We start from the raw sequence: 17,039 nt of genomic DNA, 5'->3' as shown, positions 1-17,039 counted from the left end.
GCGCGAACGCCAGAAACGGAACTTCCTGGCTACGCTGCTGCTGAGCCAGGGCGTGCCGATGATCGCCCACGGTGACGAACTGGGCCGCACCCAGCACGGCAACAACAACGTCTACTGCCAGGACAGCGAGATCGCCTGGGTCGACTGGGCGGAAGCCGGGCGGTACGACGTGCTCACGGGCTTCACCAGGCGGCTCACCGCGCTGCGCGCCGACCATCCGATCTTCCGGCGGCGCCGGTTCTTCACCGGGGAGCCGGTCGGTGAGGCGAAGCTGCCGGGAATCGCCTGGCTGCGCCGCGACAGCCGGCCGATGGAGGAGGCGGACTGGGCGGCGCACGACGTCCGTACCATCGCCGTGTTCTTGAACGGGGAAGGCATCCACGAGCCGGACGCACTCGGGGGACGGATCGCCGACGACTCGTTCCTGCTGCTGTTCAACGCCTCCGCCGAGCCGGTCGAGTTCGTGCTGCCCGAGGACGCCTACGGGCAGATGTGGGAGATCCTGCTGGACACCGCCGATCCCCTGCACGCCACCCGCGCCGGGTCGGACGGCGTCGTCAAGGCCGGGTCCGGTGTGCCCACCGCCGACCGGAGTGCGGTGGTCCTGCGCCGCCGATACTGACCGGCCCACCGCATCGGCTACGCCGCACCGGCGTGGTGCCGATGGTGTGGAGAGCAGCTGTCCACACGGAAGGCGAGGTGTCCGGTGCGCTGGTTCAACGATCTTTCGGTGCGGTTGAAGATCTACGCGGCGGTCGGGGTCGCCGGGGTGGCGGCGGCCTCGATCGGGGTGGTCGGCATGCAGCGGATGTCGCAGATGGCCGACGCCGCCGAGTACCTGTACCGCGACAATCTGGTGCCGGTCGCGCAGCTGGGCACGGTGCAGAAGGAGGTTCAACGTTCGTGGGCCGCGGTGCTGGACCTTGCGATCACGCGCGGGCAGACCACCGCGACCGAGGACCGGGCGGCGATGGCCTCGGCCGACGAGACGGTCGACCGGGTGTTCGGCGAATACACCGCCACGGACATGACCGGCCGGGAAGCGGCGGTGCAGGATTTCCGCACCGCGTTGGAGCAGTTGCGGGAGGTCCGTGACCAGGACCTGATGCCGCTCGCGATGGCCCACGACATGCGCGGTTTCGAGGCCGCCCGGGACAAGGCCGGCCGGCCGGCGCTGACCGCGGCAGCCGGGGCACTCGAAGAGCTGGTGTCGATCGAGACGAGGGTGGCCGCGGAGAAACGGGCCGACACGGCGGCGGCCTACCGGTCCGCGCGTGCCTCGATGATCATTCTGCTGGCCGTGGGTCTTGCGACGGCGCTGGGCATGGCGCTGCTGGTGGTACGCGGCATCATGGGCACCCTGACGTCGGTGCGGCGGGTCACCACTGCGTTGGCCTCCGGCGATCTGACGGTACGCGCGGACGTCGCCGGCCGCGACGAGCTGGGCCGGATGGCCACCGAACTGGATACCGGTACGACAGCGGTGGCCGCCAGTGTCGAGCGGATGGCTCAGGTCGCCGTGGCGCTGTCGACGGCCGCCACCGAGCTGTCGTCGGTGAGCACGCAGCTGCTGACCGGCGCCGCCGAGGCGGAGGACCGAGCCGACGCGGCGTCGCACAGCAGCGAGGAGGTCAGCGCCGGGGTGCAGAGCGTCGCCGCCGGGGCCGAGGAGATGACCGCGGCGATCACCGAGATCGCGTCGAGTGCCGGACAGGCCGCTCAGGTGGCCCAGCAGGGCATGTCGGTGGCCCGGGAGACGACCGCACGGGTCGAGGAGCTGGGCACGGCGAGCGCGGAGATCGGCGAGGTGGTCCACCTGATCACGGTGATCGCCGAGCAGACGAACCTGCTGGCCCTGAACGCGACGATCGAGTCGGCCAGGGCCGGTGAGCTGGGCAAGGGGTTCGCCGTGGTGGCCGGCGAGGTCAAGGAGCTGGCGCAGCAGACCGCGAAGGCGACCGAGGACATCACGGCCCGGATCGGGGCGATCCAGTCGTCCAGTGGCGCGGCGTCGGCGGCGATCAGCGAGATCACCGGGGTGATCGGGCAGATCAGCGACTACACCACGACGATCGCCTCGGCCGTCGAGGAGCAGACCGCCACGACGGCCGAGATGACCCGGTCGGTGGCCGAGGCCGCCACGAACAGCGGCGACGTGGCCCGTACCGTCTCGGGGGTGGCGCAGGTCGCCACCGCGACCGTGGCGAGCGCCCGGATCACGCAGCGGGCCGCCGCCGACCTGACGTCGATGGCCGACGACTTGAGCCGCCTGGTCGACGGTTTCAAGCACTGATCCGCAGCCGCACCGGGAGGAGACCACCCGTGCCGGTCCCGCGATGGCCGCTTTCCGGTGGATGCCGAAATGCCCACGACCATCTCCTCGATGAATTTCTTCTCGCGGCGAGGGACATTGGAGAAGATCGCGTTTTGTTCATTCACGGGTGACGCTTCATCACTCCGTGCCGCTACTCGCGTCACACTTTCTTCCGCTTTTCTAAATGACTGCCACGTCGATCCGCAGCCGTAGCCGGGAGGGGGACTTTCCGGTCACGTAAAGCAACTCCCCCACTACCGCATCAGTCCCGCCGAGGAACTCGTAGTCCTCACCCGGGTGATAGACCGGGTCGGACTCCGCGGGCATTCCCGGCGCCTCGGCCACCGTCACGCGAAGCTCGTCACCGCCCACGCGGTACGTGGCCGGCCCCTCCTCGAGCACCCACCGCCCGGAACCCAGCGCCCGTGCGCCGGTCATCGTGCCGCCGGGCCGGAACGCCAGTTCAAGAGCCCAGTCCACGGTCGCCCCGGACATCTCGACCGCAACCTCGACCAGGCCCTCACCGACGACCTCCATCGCCTCCTCACGGAGCGCGACGCGGACGGTGGTGTTCAGGGTGACCTCGTCGCGGGCGCGGCGCCCGAAGGACATCGCGGCGCTGAAACGGCCGTCGTCACCGAGGCGGTAGCGGCCGCCCTCGTCACGGTCCTCGGGCGCCAGCGGCTGGTAGTAGGCGGCCGTCACCGACTCGCGCATCACCGCCACCGGTCCCGGCTCCAGCACCAGGCCGTCGGCGCGGAACGGTCCGACACCGAAGAACGTACGGGACAGCCGGACACTGTCCAGCACGGCGGCACCCGCGTGCAGGCGCAGCAACGTCGGCGAGTTGGCCAGCCCGGACCGGATCCGCCGGTGACGCGAGTAGTCCGAGCCGCCGAACACCACGGCGGTCGTGGCCGGGCCGTGCGCCACCACCGTGCCGGCCGACCGGAAGTGCCGCAGTCTGGGCCGCAGCGGCGGCGCCGACGGTGGCAGCACCGCACCGGCCACCGGGCACAGCAGCAACTCGGCGGCGGCCGTGCCGGGTGATTCGATGCCCTGCTCCAGCGCGATCCCGGCGGCCCAGGCCAGATCCGGGCGCGATCGCAGCGCCGCCATCACCCGCAGCGGCAGCAGGAACGCCTCGAGCCGGACCCGGCCGCGCTGGTCCTGGCGGCGTGACAGGACGGTCTCCACGGTGCCGTCCGGCAGCAGCAGGTCGAGGGTCGCGGTCAGGTTCCGCTCCACGTGGCCGAGCAGACCGGGCCGGTCGAACACCTCCGCGATGATCATCAGCGAGGGGTTGGAGACGTGGGCGGCGTAGTCGGCACTGCGCTCGGAGTAGAGCCCGTCCTCGACGTCGACGCCCTCGGCGAGCCACTGCCCCGCCCGCCCGGCGAGCTCCGGACGCGGGTCGAGCCGGTGCAGGCGGGCCAGCGCGGCGGACAGCTCCCACCGGTGGCTGGGGGTGTGCACACCGCCGGTGAGCAACGCCGGAGTGGCGGCGGCCAGCAGTTGCCCGAGCGTGTCGGCGAGCGGCCCCGCGGCCGGGTCGCCGGCACGGCGCAGCAGCAGGGCGGCGTCAGCGAGGTCGTTGACGCCGGCCGCGGTGTCCGGCGGGGAGTCGATGTTGTCACCGCCGCGGAACAGTCCGCCCGGATTCTGCCGCTCCCGCAGCAGGCCGGCCAGACGCTCCGCGGCCCCCAGCAGCACAGCCGCCTGCCGCGGCGGCGCGGGGGTGCCGAGAAGGCGCCAGGCGGCGGCCAGGGTCTTGATCCGCTCGGCGAGGCGGCGGTGCTGCATGGCCCGCCACGAGAGGCCGGTCTCGGCGAGGATGCCGCGAACTTCCCGATCGAGGGCCGCACGCACCCTGTCGGTGAAGTCGTTATCGGTCAGCCCGCCCTCATTCCCAAACAGCACCCACTCATTGAACCGCTTTTATTGCAGCATTGCGAGATCCCGGTCCGCCGTTCGCCGACGCGGGGTATCACAGTTTGATTATTCAGCCTGCTGCGCAATTACCCCCGGTACAGGCGCGGAATTGACGGCATGCCAACAACGTGCCGTTCGCCGCTTTCCAACGCCGCGACGCAGGCCTGTGCCACATAGGTGGCCGCGAAACCGTCCCAGGCGGTTGCTCCCCGGCCGGTGCCGTCGATCCAGTCCTGCAATTCCAGGCGGTACGCCTCGGCGAACCGGGGACGCCAGTCGGCCGGCAGTTCGCGCGCGTGCAGGCCGCCCCGGCGCAGCGATGTCGGCGGCGGTGCGTCGAGAGTCACCGTGCCCTCCTCGGCGACCAGCTCGCAGCGCACCTCGTAGCCGTACCGCGCGTTGACGAAGATCTCGACGTCGGCGAGCACACCGGACTCGGTGGTGAGGATCAGCAGCTGCGGGTCCCGGGTGCCGCCGGCCCGGCCGCTGGGACGGGGCGTGTGCACGGCGACCTCGGTGATCTCCTCGCCGAACAGCCAGCGGGTGATGTCCAGCTCGTGCACCGCCGAGTTGGTGATCAGTGCCGAGCCGGGGATGCCCGGCACGGCCGCGGGATTGCGGTGCACGTGGTGGATCATCAGCGGGATGCCGACCTCGCCGCCGTCGAGCACCGCCTTCAGGTCGGTGTAGCCGGGGTCGAACCGCCGCATGAACCCGACCGTGACCAGCCGGCTGCCGTGGGCGGCCTCGGCCTCCAGGATCCGGGCGCAGCCCTCGGTGGTCGGCGCGAGCGGTTTCTCGCAGAGCACCGGCTTGCCGGCGGCCACGCAGGCCAGCACGTACTCCTCGTGGGTGGCGTCCGACGAGGCGATCAGCACGGCGTCGATACCGTCGTCGCCGATCAGCGCGTACGGGTCGGCGAACACCCGCGCCCCGCCGCTGCGGGCCGCCACTCCCCCGGCCCGCTCGGCGTCGGGGTCGAACACGCCGCCGACGCACGCTCCGGAGACCGCGTCGGTCAGCAGCCGGGCGTGGTCGGCGCCCATGATGCCGGTGCCGATGATCCCGATCCGCTTCACCACGTGCCTTCCGGTCGCGGCACCGGCCTGCGCCACCTCGGCCAGAAACCTCACCGCGCCACCTCGGTGAGGAAGGCCAGGCTGCGGCGCACGTCGGCGATCGGTCCGTACCCCTCGGCCGGAGCGCCGTCGAACGCGCAGTCCTGCTCGAGCACGTACCACCCGTCGTATCCGGCGGCCTCCAGCGCACCGACGATGCCGGGCACGTCGACGTCGCCCGCGCCGAGCGGCGTGTAGAGACCGGCCCGGACCCCGGCGAGGTAGCTACGCCTGCCGTTCTGGACGCTGTCCGCTACCTGCAGGTCGACGTCCTTGAGATGCACATGGGTGATCCGGGCGCCGGCCAGTTCGATCAGCTCGGCCGGTTGCATGCCGCCGATCAGCAGGTGGCCGGTGTCCAGGCAGATCGGCACGTCACTGCCGCCGAGCAGGCGCAGCACCGACTCGCGGTCCTCGACGGCGGTGCCGACGTGCGGGTGCAGGCTGGGTCGCAGACCGCGTTCGGCGGCCATCCGCTGCAGGGTCCGCAGGGTGGCGAACAGCGTCGTCCACTCGTCGTCGGTGAGCCGGACCTTGTTGTCGTAGCTGCCGTCGGACGATCGGGCGGCGAGCACCACGACCTCCGACCCGGCCGCGGAAAGGGTGTCCATCGCCGCGGCGGCCTCCCGCAGATCCTCGTCCGTGCAGATGTGCATCGGCACCGGCAGGAAGCCCCCGATCAGCCGGAGCCCGTTGCGGTCGAGCACCGCCCGCACATCGGCCGGGGTCTTGCCCAGGTAGCCGGTGGGACCCAGTTCGGTGGCGCGCAGCCCGAGCCCGGCCATCTCGGTGAGCACCCGGTCGGCGGGCAGTTCGTGCCCCCAGCCGGGCGCCTCGCAGACGCCCCAGGAGATCGGGGCGCCGCCGACGCGGTCTGCGAGGTCCGTCATCTTCGTCTCCTACAGGTAGTCGCGCTGGGTCGTCTTGCCGTCGAGGTATGCCGCGTGGGCCGCCCGTACCGAGTCGAGTGACGAGGTCTCGGCGACCGGCACGTCCCACCAGGATTCGCTGGCCGGGGTGTCGACGAGCGGATCCGTGTCGACGTGCACGACGGTGACGCCGTCGGCCTCGCGGGCCTTCGCGAGAGCCGCCCGGAGCTCGTCGGCGGTGCCGGCCCGCAGCACGTTCGCGCCGAGGCTGGCGGCGTTGGCGGCGAGGTCGACGGGCAGGGTGCCGCCTCCGAGGCGCCCGGACGCGTCGCGGTACCGGTAGGCGGTGCCGAACCGCTGGGCGCCGACCGACTCCGAGAGCCGTCCGATGGAGGCGTAGCCGTGGTTCTGCACCAGGACCACGATCAACTTCACGTTCTCCTGTACGGCGGTGACGAGCTCCTGCGCCATCATGAGGTAGGAGCCGTCGCCGACCATGACGAAGACCTCACGGTCCGGGGCGGCGAGTTTGACACCGAGCCCGCCGGCGATCTCATAGCCCATGCAGGAGAAGCCGTACTCCACGTGATAGCCCTTGGGGTCCCGGGTGCGCCACAGTTTGTGCAGGTCACCCGGCATCGAACCGGCGGCGCAGACGACCACGTCCCGGGGGCCGGCCGCGTCGTTGACGGCACCGATCACCTCGGACTGGGCTGGCAGCGGCGCGTTGCCGAGGTGATAGGCGCGTTCCACGCATGTATCCCACGAGGCGTTCGCCCTCGCCGCCCGTTCCTGGTACGCGGAGCTCGTCCGGAAGTCGCTCAGCGCGTCGGCCAGGCCGAGAAGCGCGGCTCGCGCGTCGGCCACCACGGCTTCGCCCGCGTGCTTGGCCGCGTCGAATGCGGCGATGTTCACGTTGACGAACCTCACGTCCGGGTCGGCGAAGGCGCTGCGTGACGCCGTCGTGAAGTCGCTGTACCGGGTGCCGATGCCGATCACGACGTCGGCCTGCCGGGCGAACTCGTTCGCACCGGGCGTGCCGGTGGCACCGATCGCGCCGAGGCTGAGCGCGTGGTCGTACGACATCGCGCCTTTGCCTGCCTGGGTTTCGGCGACCGGAATGCCGGTGGCCTCCGCGAACGCCGTCAGCGCCGCCGTCGCCTCGGAGTAGATCACTCCACCGCCGGCCACGACGAGCGGCCGCTCGGCACCCCTGATCAGCGCGACCGCGCGGGCCAGAGCACCCGGCTCCGGCAGCGTCCGGGGCACGTGCCAGACCCTCGGCCGGAAAAGGGCATCGGAGAAGTCGTACGCCTCCGCCTGCACGTCCTGGGGAAGTGCGAGGGTGACCGCACCCGTCTCGGCCGGGTCGGTGAGGACCCGCATCGCGCCGAGCAGCGCCGACGGCAGCTGCTGCGGACGCCAGATCCGGTCGTAGAACCGCGACACCGGCCGCAGCGTGTCGTTGACGCTGACGTCGAAGCCGCGGGGGTCCTCCAGCTCCTGCAGCACCGGATTGGCGACCCGGGTCGCGAACACGTCGCCCGGCAGCAGCAGCACGGGCAGCCGGTTGACCGTGGCCAGGGCCGCACCGGTGACCATGTTCGTGGCGCCCGGCCCGATCGAGGTGGTGCACGCCAGCGTCGACATCCGGTTGCGCATCCGGGCGAACCCGGCGGCCGCGTGGACCATGCCCTGCTCGTTGCGCCCCTGCCGGTAGGGCGCCGATCCCGGTTCGGTCAGCTCGGCCTCCAGCAGGGCCTGCCCGAGCCCGGCCACGTTGCCGTGCCCGAAGATGCCGAACCAGCCCTCGATCAGCCGGTGCTCGACCCCGTCGCGTTCGGTGCGCTGCGCCGCCAGGAACCGCACGACGGCCTGGCCCACGGTGAGTCTCATCGGTGGAGTCCCTTCCCGAACGGCAGCCGCGGATCGACCTCCTGATCGGCCCAGGTGTCACGCACCCAGGCGTGCTCCGGCTCGTCCTCGATCACCCAGGCCCGCTCGCCGGTCCCGGCCATCACGTTGAGGTAGTACAGGTCGTACCCGGGCGCCGCCATCGACGGGCCGTGCCAGCCGTCCGGGATCAGCACGACGTCGCCGCTGCGCACCTCGCGCACGCCGGAGGCCCGCTGGTAACCGGGCCCGCCGCCGGCCACCTCGAAGTAGTAGATCTCCTCGAGGTCGTCGTGCCGGTGCGGCGGATAGGACGACCAGTTCCCGCCCGGCGTGAGCACCTCACAGGCGATGATCCGGTCGGCGTCCAGCACGTCGGTGGTGGCGAAGTTGTTGACCTGCCGCGAGCAGTTGCCGGCCCCGCGCATCTCGATCCGCTGCCGCGCGACCGGAATGTGCCGCACCGGCAGCCGCCGGGTCGCCCGTGCCGTGGCCAGCGCGAACCGGCCGCCCGTGTCGCTGCGCAGGGTCAGCCCGGCCCCGATCGGCACGTAGGCCACATCGGTCGGGCCGTCGAAGACACTGTCCCGGCCGTCGAGCTGCACCTTCTCCCCGTCGGCGGTGACCGCGACCGAGCCGGACAGCGGCACCACCACGACCTCGTCGCCGCCGGTGGAGCAGGAGTACTCCCCGCCGCCCGCGGCCAGCTCCACGATCCGCAGGCCGCTGTAGCCCCAGCCCGCCGACTCCGGTGTCACGTCCAGCCGGATCACGCCGCCACCCCCGCCCGTACCAGCTTGACCGCGGCGTCGACCGCGGAGGCCACGTCACCGTCGGGCGGGTAGAGCAGCGCCCGGCCCACCATGAGGCCGCGCACGCCGGGCGTGGCCAGGGCCCGGCCCCACGACGCGTACGTCTCCTCGGGGCTGCCCGACGGGTCGCCGCCGAGCAGCAGCGCCGGCATCGTGGTGGCCGCCATGACCGCCTCCATGTCGTCGACGACCGGCAGCTTCAGCCACGTGTACGCGCTGGTGCCGCCCAGCCCGGCGGCGATCGCCACCGAGCGGGCCACGGCCGCCGTGCTCAGATCGTTGACCACCCCACCGTCACCGCGCCGGGACAGGAACGGCTCGACCAGCGCGATCAGCCCGCGCGCGGCCAGCTCGTCGACCGCCCGCGCACCGGCCTCCAGGGTGCGGACGCTGGCCGGGTCGTCCGGGTCGATCCGCACGAGCATCTTGCCGCCGTCGAACCGCATCCGCGCGACGGCCGCCGCGTCGTAGCCGGTGAACCGGTCGTCCATCTCGAACACCGTGCCCTGCAGTCCGCCCCGGTTCATCGAACCGATCGCGATCTTGCCGTCCAGCTCGCCGAGCAGCAGCAGGTCCTCCAGCACGTCGGCGGTGCCGAGCACCCCGTCGACACCGGGCCGGCGCAGCGCGGTCCGCAGGCGGCGCAGCAGCTCGTAACGGTCGGCCATCGCCTCACCGTCCCCGCGGACACCGAGCGCCCCACGGGCCGGGTGGTCGGCGGCGATCAGCAGCAACCGGCCGTCGGCGTCGGCCAGCAACGGCCGGCGCACCCGCTGGGCGGCGGCCTCGGCCACCGCCTCAGGGCAGGTCGCCCGCATGCCGCGCAGTGCGGCGAAGTCCAGGTCAGACACGTCCGGCCTCCAGAACCCGCTCGACCTCGTCCGTCGTGGGCATCGCGGTCGAGCACTCGAGGCGGCCGGCGACGATCGCCCCGGCCGCGTTGGCGAAGCGGATGGTCCGTTCCAGCGGCCAGCCGGCGAGCAGCCCGTGGCACAGGGCGCCACCGAATCCGTCGCCGGCGCCCAGGCCGTTCACCACGTCCACCTCGGCGGGCGGTACGCGAACCTCCTCGTCCCGGGTCCTGGCCAGCACACCCTCGGGACCCAGTTTGACCACGGCGAGGGTCACCCCGGCGTCCAGCAGCGCGGCGGCGGCCCGGTCCGGATCGTCCTCGCCGACCGCGACGGTGCATTCGGTGAGGTTGCCGACGGCGACGCTGACGTGCGGCAACGCCTCCTGCACGGCCTCGCGCGCGGCGTTGCCGGAGACCCAGAACATCGGCCGGTAGTCGAGGTCGAGAACGGTGAGCGGGCGGCGGCCGCGGGCCCGCCAGGCGGCGTGGTGCGCGCTGCGGCTCGGGTCCTGGGACAGTCCGGTGACGGTGGCCCAGAAGACGCCGGCCGTGGTGATCGCGTCCAGATCCAGTTCGGCGGGATCGATCATCAGGTCGGGGGCGGTCGGCTGCCGGTAGAAGTAGAGCGGGAAGTCGTCGGGCGGAAAGATCTCGCAGAACGTGACAGGGGTCGGCAGTCCCGGGACCGCGGAGACGAACCGGTCGTCGACGCCGAGTTCGGTGAGGGCGCGGTGCACGTACTTCCCGAAGGGGTCCGCGCCGACCCGGGTGATCACCGCGGTACGGCGGCCGTGCCGCGCGGCGGCGACCGCGACGTTGGTGGCGCTGCCGCCGAGGAACTTGCCGAACGAGGTGACGTCCTCCAGCCCGACGCCGATCTGCAGGGGATAGATGTCGACGCCGACCCGGCCCATCGTGACGACCTCGTGGTCCCGCATCACACCTCCGCGTTACGTCGATATGTCACGAGCGTTTCCGCCGCACGTGAGACCAACCTCCAACGCGGTGTTGATCACGTCAAGAGTTTGTATTGACATTCTTCGGAACGCACTGACAAACTGCCGCGATTGTCAATCCATCGAGGTGCTCGCGATGCCCATGCCGCCGCTCGAGATCGACCGCACCAGCCCCGTTCCCATCTACTTCCAGCTCGGCCGGCGCCTCGAGGAGGCCATCGACCGCGGCGAACTGGTGCCCGGCGAGCGCCTGCCCACCGAGATCGAACTCGCCGAGGCCCTGGACATCTCGCGACCCACCATCCGCCGGGCCATCGAGGAACTGGTCAGCAAAGGTCTGCTCACCCGCAAGCGTGGCGTCGGCACGCGGGTCACCGACGTGCAGGTGCGCCGCCGCGTCGCCCTGACCAGCCTGTACGACGACCTCGCCGCGGCCGGTCGGCAGCCGCGTACCCGCGTGCTGCAGTTCGACGCCGACTGCGTCGACCGGCACGCCGCCCGCATGCTCGGCCTGCCGCCGACCGAGCGGCTGGTGCACTGCGAGCGGCTGCGGCTGGCCGACGGCGTCCCCCTCGCGGTGCTGCGCAACTGGCTGCCGCCCCGCTTCGCCGGCCTCAACGCCGAGGCGCTGACCACCCGCAGCCTCTATCGGCTGATGGGCGAGTGGAACGGCCGGCCGGCCGTCGCCAAGCAGCGGATCACCGCGAAGGCCGCGACGCCGGCCCAGGCCCGGCTCCTCGACATCGGCCACCACACGCCGCTGATCAGCATGCAGCGCACCTCGTTCGACAGCACCGGCGCGACCGTCGAGTTCTCCGACAACCTGTACCGGGCCGATCATTACGCCATCGAGGTGACCGTCTTCAACCGCTGACCGCCGGTCAGCACTTCTTGCGGGTGAACTCCAGTCCCAGGCGGCCGCCGACCGAGACGGAGCCGTCGCCCGAGCCTGCCCTGAGGTCCAGGTTGACATTGAGATAACGCTTGGCTCCACACGGATGGTAGACCCGCGATTTCGGGCCGATCCGGCTGTCGAATTGCCACTTCCCGTTGAGCGGCCCGTTGATCTCACGGCCCTGCTCCACGGTCTCGGTCATCCCCTGGAAGTACATCAGCGCACGCACCGAACCCGAGTCGCCCGGCCCGAGCTTGCCCGTGCCGCCGACGGTTACCCGCGACACCGCGTAGGTGTAACCCTTCGGAACCTTGACATTGAGCCCGACCTGGCAGTTCTTCCGGTAGTCGAGCGCGTCGCCGCCCGACGAGGCGGTGAAGTCCTCGAAGGCGATGGTGATGGTTCCCTTACGCGCGACGGCCTTCAGCGCGCCGGGCGGACACCCGGATCCGTTCGCGTACACCACGTCGACAGTCGTCTTCCCGTCCGGCGGTGGCGCGGGCGCCGCTGATCCGGACACCAGCAGCGACGCGAGGAGCGCTGGCCCGGCGGCGAGGATGTTGAACATGAGATCCCCTTTCACAGCGATTTATCGGCCTACGCCCGTTATCGTGGCACCGGTCGCTGATCCGGAGGGCGTACACGCATAAAGCCCCGACCAACGGATGAGGGGGTAAGGGCCGACCGACCGCCGGTCGTACGCTCAGTCGCGCCCGACCACCGGCGGGGCGGTGCTCTCCCGGACGATCAACCTGGTGGCCAGTTCGATGCCGGTCTGCGTGGCGGTCTCGCCGCGGCCGAGGGCGAGCGCCAGCTCGGTGGCGGCCATCGCCATCTCGGTGAGCGGCTGCCGGACGGTGGTCAGCGGCGGGTCGATCATCGTGGCGATCGGCAGGTCGTCGAATCCGACGACGCTCAGATCGGCCGGCACCCGAAGGCCGAGCGTGCGCGCCGCCCGGTAGACGCCCACCGCCTGCAGATCGTTGCCCGCGAAGATCGCCGTCGGCCGGCCGGAACGACGTAGCAGCCGCAGCGCCGCCTCGTGTCCGCCCTCGGCGGTGAGCGGCGCCCGCGCCACGTCGTCATCGTGGACCGGCAGCCCGGCCGACTGCAGCGCGGACCGGTGGCCGTCGAGCCGGGCCTGGCAGAACAGCTGGTCCGGCCCGCCGATCACGGCGATGTCGCGATGACCGAGACCGATCAGGTGACGGGTCGCGGACCGGCCGCCGTTCCAGTTGGTCGCCCCGACATAGGGCACGTCGTCGGGAAGTTCGCTGCCGGGGTCGAGGACGACGAACGGGATGCCGCGGGCGCGCAGCTGATTCTGCTCGCTCTCGGACAGCTGGGCGACGGTCACGATGCAGTCCGGGCGGCGGGCGATGGTGTCGTCGATCCAGTAGCGGATGGTGCTGCGTTCCGGGCCGAACTCGGTGAGCACGAGACCGATCCGGTGTTCCCGCACCACCTCCTGCACCCCGCGGATGATCTCCACACCCCACTGGTGCTCGAGCTCGTCGACCACCAGTTCCATCAGGTTGCTGCGCTGGGCCGGGCTGGACTTGCGGTAGCCGTACTGCGTGATCAGAGCCTCGACCCGCGCCCGGGTGTCGGCGGCCACCCCGGACCGGCCGTTGATCACCTTGGAGACGGTCGGGACGGAGACGCCGGCCGTCTCGGCGATGTAGGAGATGGTCACCGGCTTGACCGCGTCCTCGGCACTCATCGCGTCAGGATAGGCCGGTAGTCGAACCAGTCGAAGCTCATGGTTCCGTCGGCGGCGTACATGCCGATGACCCGGCCGGTGAAGCCGCCGGCGACCTCGGTGGACAGGTAGCGGCCGTCCAGTTCGGCCAGCACCCGGAACTCGCCGTCCGGCAGCTCGACGCCCAGCCGCAGCGTGTCCGGCTCCTGGCGGGGATGGCCGTCGCCGGGTGCCGCGGCCAGCACGTCGATACGCAGGTGGACCGGTCCGGCGGGCATCGGCCAGGCGGGCATGGTGTGCCGGATCGAGCCGAGGCGGGCGGTCACCCGTACGCCGTCGTCGCCGGCCTCGAGCTCGTAGTGGTGACTCTCGTCGAGGCGGACCGCGAGCCCGCCCCGGCCGGCGGACGGGTCGGCCAGGGTGCTGACCGTGCAGGACGGGTGCTGCTGACGGCGTCCCACGAAGGTGACCTGCGGGTCGTCGAGGGACCGGTCCCGGGCGCGCAGGGTGAGGTGTCCGGGCGGTTCGGTGAGTGACCAGCAGCTGTCCGGGCGGGACCGCACCGAAAGCCAGCGCGGGTGCAGTGCCGGCGCGTCGAAGTCGTCGCGGACGGGTTCCGGCGCGGGCGGGCGGGGTTTCCAGGGTGCGGTCATCTCCGGGCGCAGGTCGCCGACGACCGGCCAGCCGTCGTGCCAGGTGACCGGGGCGAGGAAGGTCTCCCGGCCGAGCACGTGCCAGCCCGGGGTGCCGCCGCCGGGGCGTACTCCGAGGAGCACCATCCACCAGCTGCCGTCGGGCGCCTGGACCAGGTCGGCGTGGCCGGTGTTCTGGATCGGCCGGTGGGTGCCGCGGTGGGTGAGGATCGGGTTGGCGGGGCACGGTTCGAACGGGCCGTCCGGTGCCGGGCCGCGCGCCACCGAGACGGCGTGCCCGCGTTCGGTGCCGCCCTCGGCGATCAGCAGATACCAGTGGTCGTCGATCCGGTACAGGTGCGGGGCCTCGGGAGCCTGGGCGTCGGTGCCTCCGGACCACAGCTTGCGGGGCCGGGTGAACACGTGACCGGTGAGCGGGTCGATGCGGACCTGCCAGATCCCGGCAGAGGTGCACCAGCAGTTGCCGTCCTGATCCCAGGCGAGGTCGGGGTCGATGCCGATGCCGGGCACCCGGACCGGGTCGGACCAGGGGCCGGCCGCGTCGAGCGCGGTGTAGATCATGGCGCCGCCGCCGGGGCCGACGTTCGTGGTGATCAGCCAGAACCGCCCGTCGTGGTGGCGCAGGGTGGGCGCGTAGACGCCACCGGACGACGGCGTGGTGGCCGGCAGGGAGAGCTGGCCGGGCCGGTCGAGGGCGTTGCCGATCTGCTCCCAGTGCATCAGGTCGCGGCTGTGCAGGATCGGCACGCCGGGGAAGTACTCGAAGCTGGAGCAGGCCAGGAAGTAGTCGTCGCCCACCCGGCAGACGCTCGGATCCGGGTGCATACCGGCGACAACCGGGTTCGTGAAGGACGTCATCCTGACCTCTCCGCTTGATGTTTCAACTATCGTAGAGAAAGTTTCAGCTTGGCGATCCGGTCACCGTGGTACCGCTTCGACTGATGCGGTACGACGTACGCGCGCCGCTCCAGAAGTGGAAGGTCAGGTCGACTGTCCCGTCTTTCACCTCGGCGAAGAACTCCGGCTTGAGCAGGAGAGAGTTCTGGGTGTAGTCCGGCTGGAAGTGGGTCCAGAACTCCTTGTAGGGCGTCCAGTCCGCGGGGCCCGCGTTGGTGCCGTCCGCGTACCGGGCCTCCATGGTGGCCAGCTGGTCGCCACCGAACCTGGTCGGAATCGCGAACGACGCCGTGGTCCCCGACGCCGATGTCTGGGCCGGCTGGTCGTACGACATGATGTCGATCTTCCAGGGGACACCCGCGCTGAACCGCGCCTCGATGCTCGCGTTGACGCCCTGTGTGCGGTTGCCCGCCAGGCGTGTCAGCGCCGCGGCGGTGAGTGTGAGCGTGCCGCCGGAGACCGTGTAGTCGGTGCCCCGGAGCAGGTCGGCGCCGTTGTGCCGCAGACTCTGGAAGGTCAGGCCGTTGAGGTTGAGCGTCAGCGTCCTGGCCGTGATCGCGCCGGTGCGCGGAAGGTAGATCTGGTCGGACGACGCCGTGCCGGAGCGGGTGGTCCAGCTCGCCCGGATGATGTCGTGGACACCCTGGTCACGCCAGCGCAGCTGGTTGCGGTCGAGGAACTGCCCGGCGTCCCACAGCATCGTGGTGAGGCCGCGGGTACGGGCATGGTGTCCGACCGCCTCCAGGAACTTGAGGAACTCGCCGCGTTCGATGATCCCGGGCCGGTTGTGGTCCCAGTTGAGCAGCGCCCACTCGCCCACGATCACCGGGATGCCGCGGTCCGTGAAGGTGGTCTTCACCCGGTCGAACGTGCCGGTCAGGTCCTGTTCGACGACCGTGTCGTAGCGGATGCCGCCGGCGATGTTGACGCTGAACGGCCAGTATCCGTAGAAGTGCACCGTGGCCGCGAGGTTCGGGTCGTCGAGGGCGTCGAACTCGGCGGTCAGCGCGTCGAGCCGGCCCTGGTCGGCGTTGGTGTAGAGGGTCGGCAGGACCAGCAGCCGGTCGGCGTTGCCACCGCCGGAGGCGCGCACGATCTCGACGAACCTGGCGTTCAGCTCGCGCAGCACCTGATAGTTCTGCTCGTCGCCGGAGGTTCCGGCGAACTGCGGCTCGTTGATGCTCTCGAACGTGAGTCCGGCCGGGTGGTCGCGGAAGGCCGCGCTGATCTGCGTCCACAGTTTCGTGTAGCGGGCGGTCACCCCCGCCTGGTCCGACGGGTAGGTGTTGATCCATTGCCACGAGTCGTGGTGCAGGTTGATCAGCACGTACAGGTCTTCGGCCAGTGCCCAGTCGACGATCTCGCGGACCCGGTTCAGCCAGGCGGCGTCGATCGTGTACTCGGGGGCCGCGCCGTGGTGATTGCTCCAGGTGATCGGGAGGCGGACGCTGTTGTAGCCCTGCGACTTGACGTGCCGCAGCAAGTCCCGGGTGGTGAGCGGGTTGCCCCAGGACGTCTCACCGGGGATCGCGTCCAGGGTGTTGCCGAGGTTCCAGCCGGGCTGCATGGCGGCCACGATCTCCATCGGGTCCGCCGGCTCGGCGGGCGGCGGGGTGGAGGTGCTCGGCGACGGGACGACACCGCCGGTACAGGCCACGTCGTTGAGCGTGAACGCGCCGGGGATCGCGTTGTTGCCGGTCCAGGAGCCGTTGAAGCCGAACGCGACGCTGCCGTTTCCAGGAATGGCCGCGTTCCAGGAGGCGTTGACGGCCGTGACCTGGTCGCCCACGGCGGTGACGGTCGCGTTCCAGGCCTGGTTGACACGCTGGCCGTCGGCGAACTTCCACTTCAGGTTCCAGCCGGTCAGCGCGTCGCCGAGGTTGGTCACGGTGACGTCGGCGGTGAAGCCGCCGGGCCATTGGGACGCGACCTTGTAGACCACGCGACAGCCCGCGGCCGCTTGCGCGGCTCCGGCCACGAAGATGCCGGCGAGGAGGAGGACAGCCGCCAGAGCGGTATGGAGGGTGGTTCTTCGGGTTTGGGGAGCGGGCATGAGTCACTTCCTGTCGGGGAAACAATCGCAACTCGTAAAGAAAGTTTCTGCCCGCGACCATAGACACGACTTCGATGCGCGGGTCAATGGAT

General features: G+C 71.1%; 13 protein-coding genes and 1 pseudogene. 3 read left to right on the top strand and 11 right to left on the bottom strand.

Annotated features, from left to right (window positions below; all coding sequences use genetic code 11):
• Together CLV67_RS37120 and CLV67_RS37115 are read left to right on the top strand one after the other, a co-directional pair.
• Nucleotides 1-622 (top strand): annotated as a pseudogene (locus CLV67_RS37120) (glycogen debranching enzyme); the annotation flags it as partial.
• An 84-nt stretch (nt 623-706) separates the two neighbouring features.
• Nucleotides 707-2,293: a methyl-accepting chemotaxis protein gene (locus CLV67_RS37115; protein ID WP_275414930.1), complete on the top strand. Its 1,587-nt coding sequence runs from the start codon at nt 707-709 to the stop codon at nt 2,291-2,293.
• A 201-nt stretch (nt 2,294-2,494) separates the two neighbouring features.
• Here the strand turns inward: CLV67_RS37115 and CLV67_RS37110 are convergent, their stop codons facing one another.
• The 7 genes from CLV67_RS37110 to iolC form a co-directional block, all read right to left on the bottom strand.
• Nucleotides 2,495-4,234 carry a hypothetical protein gene (locus CLV67_RS37110; protein ID WP_106327069.1) on the bottom strand — a complete coding sequence of 580 codons (1,740 nt, stop codon included), beginning with the start codon at nt 4,232-4,234 and terminating at the stop codon, nt 2,495-2,497.
• A gap of 98 nt (nt 4,235-4,332) precedes the next feature.
• Nucleotides 4,333-5,379: a Gfo/Idh/MocA family protein gene (locus CLV67_RS37105; RefSeq protein WP_239166677.1), complete on the bottom strand. Its 1,047-nt coding sequence runs from the start codon at nt 5,377-5,379 to the stop codon at nt 4,333-4,335.
• Complete coding sequence (locus tag CLV67_RS37100; RefSeq protein WP_106327067.1) at nt 5,376-6,254, bottom strand: TIM barrel protein; 879 nt, start codon at nt 6,252-6,254, stop codon at nt 5,376-5,378. Before CLV67_RS37100 ends, CLV67_RS37105 begins: the two co-directional genes overlap by 4 nt.
• A 9-nt stretch (nt 6,255-6,263) precedes the next feature.
• Nucleotides 6,264-8,129: a 3D-(3,5/4)-trihydroxycyclohexane-1,2-dione acylhydrolase (decyclizing) gene (iolD, locus tag CLV67_RS37095; protein ID WP_106327065.1), complete on the bottom strand. Its 1,866-nt coding sequence runs from the start codon at nt 8,127-8,129 to the stop codon at nt 6,264-6,266.
• Entirely contained in the window at nt 8,126-8,899 is a 774-nt protein-coding gene (gene iolB, locus CLV67_RS37090; protein WP_106327062.1) for a 5-deoxy-glucuronate isomerase, read from the bottom strand. Before iolB ends, iolD begins: the two co-directional genes overlap by 4 nt.
• Complete coding sequence (locus tag CLV67_RS37085) at nt 8,896-9,789, bottom strand: Cgl0159 family (beta/alpha)8-fold protein (protein ID WP_239166676.1); 894 nt, start codon at nt 9,787-9,789, stop codon at nt 8,896-8,898. The genes iolB and CLV67_RS37085 overlap by 4 nt, the downstream gene beginning before the upstream one ends.
• The gene (gene iolC, locus CLV67_RS37080) at nt 9,782-10,729 is read right to left on the bottom strand and encodes a 5-dehydro-2-deoxygluconokinase (protein WP_106327060.1); all 948 of its coding nucleotides are present in this window, start codon (nt 10,727-10,729) and stop codon (nt 9,782-9,784) included. Before iolC ends, CLV67_RS37085 begins: the two co-directional genes overlap by 8 nt.
• A gap of 154 nt (nt 10,730-10,883) precedes the next feature.
• Here iolC and CLV67_RS37075 point away from each other — a divergent pair, with 154 nt between their 5' ends.
• On the top strand, nt 10,884-11,621 hold the full coding sequence (locus CLV67_RS37075) for a GntR family transcriptional regulator (RefSeq protein ID WP_106327116.1): 738 nt from the start codon (nt 10,884-10,886) through the stop codon (nt 11,619-11,621).
• Between the two features lie 7 nt (nt 11,622-11,628).
• Here the strand turns inward: CLV67_RS37075 and CLV67_RS37070 are convergent, their stop codons facing one another.
• From CLV67_RS37070 to CLV67_RS37055, 4 genes are all read right to left on the bottom strand, one after another.
• The gene (locus CLV67_RS37070; protein ID WP_106327058.1) at nt 11,629-12,210 is read right to left on the bottom strand and encodes a DUF4360 domain-containing protein; all 582 of its coding nucleotides are present in this window, start codon (nt 12,208-12,210) and stop codon (nt 11,629-11,631) included.
• A 135-nt stretch (nt 12,211-12,345) separates the two neighbouring features.
• The gene (locus tag CLV67_RS37065) at nt 12,346-13,365 is read right to left on the bottom strand and encodes a LacI family DNA-binding transcriptional regulator (protein ID WP_106327056.1); all 1,020 of its coding nucleotides are present in this window, start codon (nt 13,363-13,365) and stop codon (nt 12,346-12,348) included.
• Nucleotides 13,362-14,855 carry a glycoside hydrolase family 43 protein gene (locus tag CLV67_RS37060; protein WP_106327054.1) on the bottom strand — a complete coding sequence of 498 codons (1,494 nt, stop codon included), beginning with the start codon at nt 14,853-14,855 and terminating at the stop codon, nt 13,362-13,364. Before CLV67_RS37060 ends, CLV67_RS37065 begins: the two co-directional genes overlap by 4 nt.
• 43 nt (nt 14,856-14,898) lie before the next feature.
• Entirely contained in the window at nt 14,899-16,947 is a 2,049-nt protein-coding gene (locus tag CLV67_RS37055; RefSeq protein ID WP_106327052.1) for a cellulase family glycosylhydrolase, read from the bottom strand.
• Between the last annotated feature and the right edge of the window lie 92 nt (nt 16,948-17,039).

Origin of the sequence: Actinoplanes italicus (assembly GCF_003001815.1) — a bacterium.
Lineage (GTDB): Bacteria > Actinomycetota > Actinomycetes > Mycobacteriales > Micromonosporaceae > Actinoplanes > Actinoplanes italicus.
This window is presented reverse-complemented; position numbering and strand designations above follow the sequence as displayed.

What these genes read in the sequence shown, in the direction of transcription:
- CLV67_RS37100 (WP_106327067.1), bottom strand. Translation starts at nt 6,254, where the DNA reads ATGACGGACCTCGCAGACCGCGTCGGCGGCGCCCCGATCTCCTGGGGC.
- CLV67_RS37060 (WP_106327054.1), bottom strand. Translation starts at nt 14,855, where the DNA reads ATGACGTCCTTCACGAACCCGGTTGTCGCCGGTATGCACCCGGATCCG.
- CLV67_RS37055 (WP_106327052.1), bottom strand. Translation starts at nt 16,947, where the DNA reads ATGCCCGCTCCCCAAACCCGAAGAACCACCCTCCATACCGCTCTGGCG.
- CLV67_RS37065 (WP_106327056.1), bottom strand. Translation starts at nt 13,365, where the DNA reads ATGAGTGCCGAGGACGCGGTCAAGCCGGTGACCATCTCCTACATCGCC.
- CLV67_RS37075 (WP_106327116.1), top strand. Translation starts at nt 10,884, where the DNA reads ATGCCCATGCCGCCGCTCGAGATCGACCGCACCAGCCCCGTTCCCATC.
- CLV67_RS37070 (WP_106327058.1), bottom strand. Translation starts at nt 12,210, where the DNA reads ATGTTCAACATCCTCGCCGCCGGGCCAGCGCTCCTCGCGTCGCTGCTG.
- iolD (WP_106327065.1), bottom strand. Translation starts at nt 8,129, where the DNA reads ATGAGACTCACCGTGGGCCAGGCCGTCGTGCGGTTCCTGGCGGCGCAG.
- iolC (WP_106327060.1), bottom strand. Translation starts at nt 10,729, where the DNA reads ATGCGGGACCACGAGGTCGTCACGATGGGCCGGGTCGGCGTCGACATC.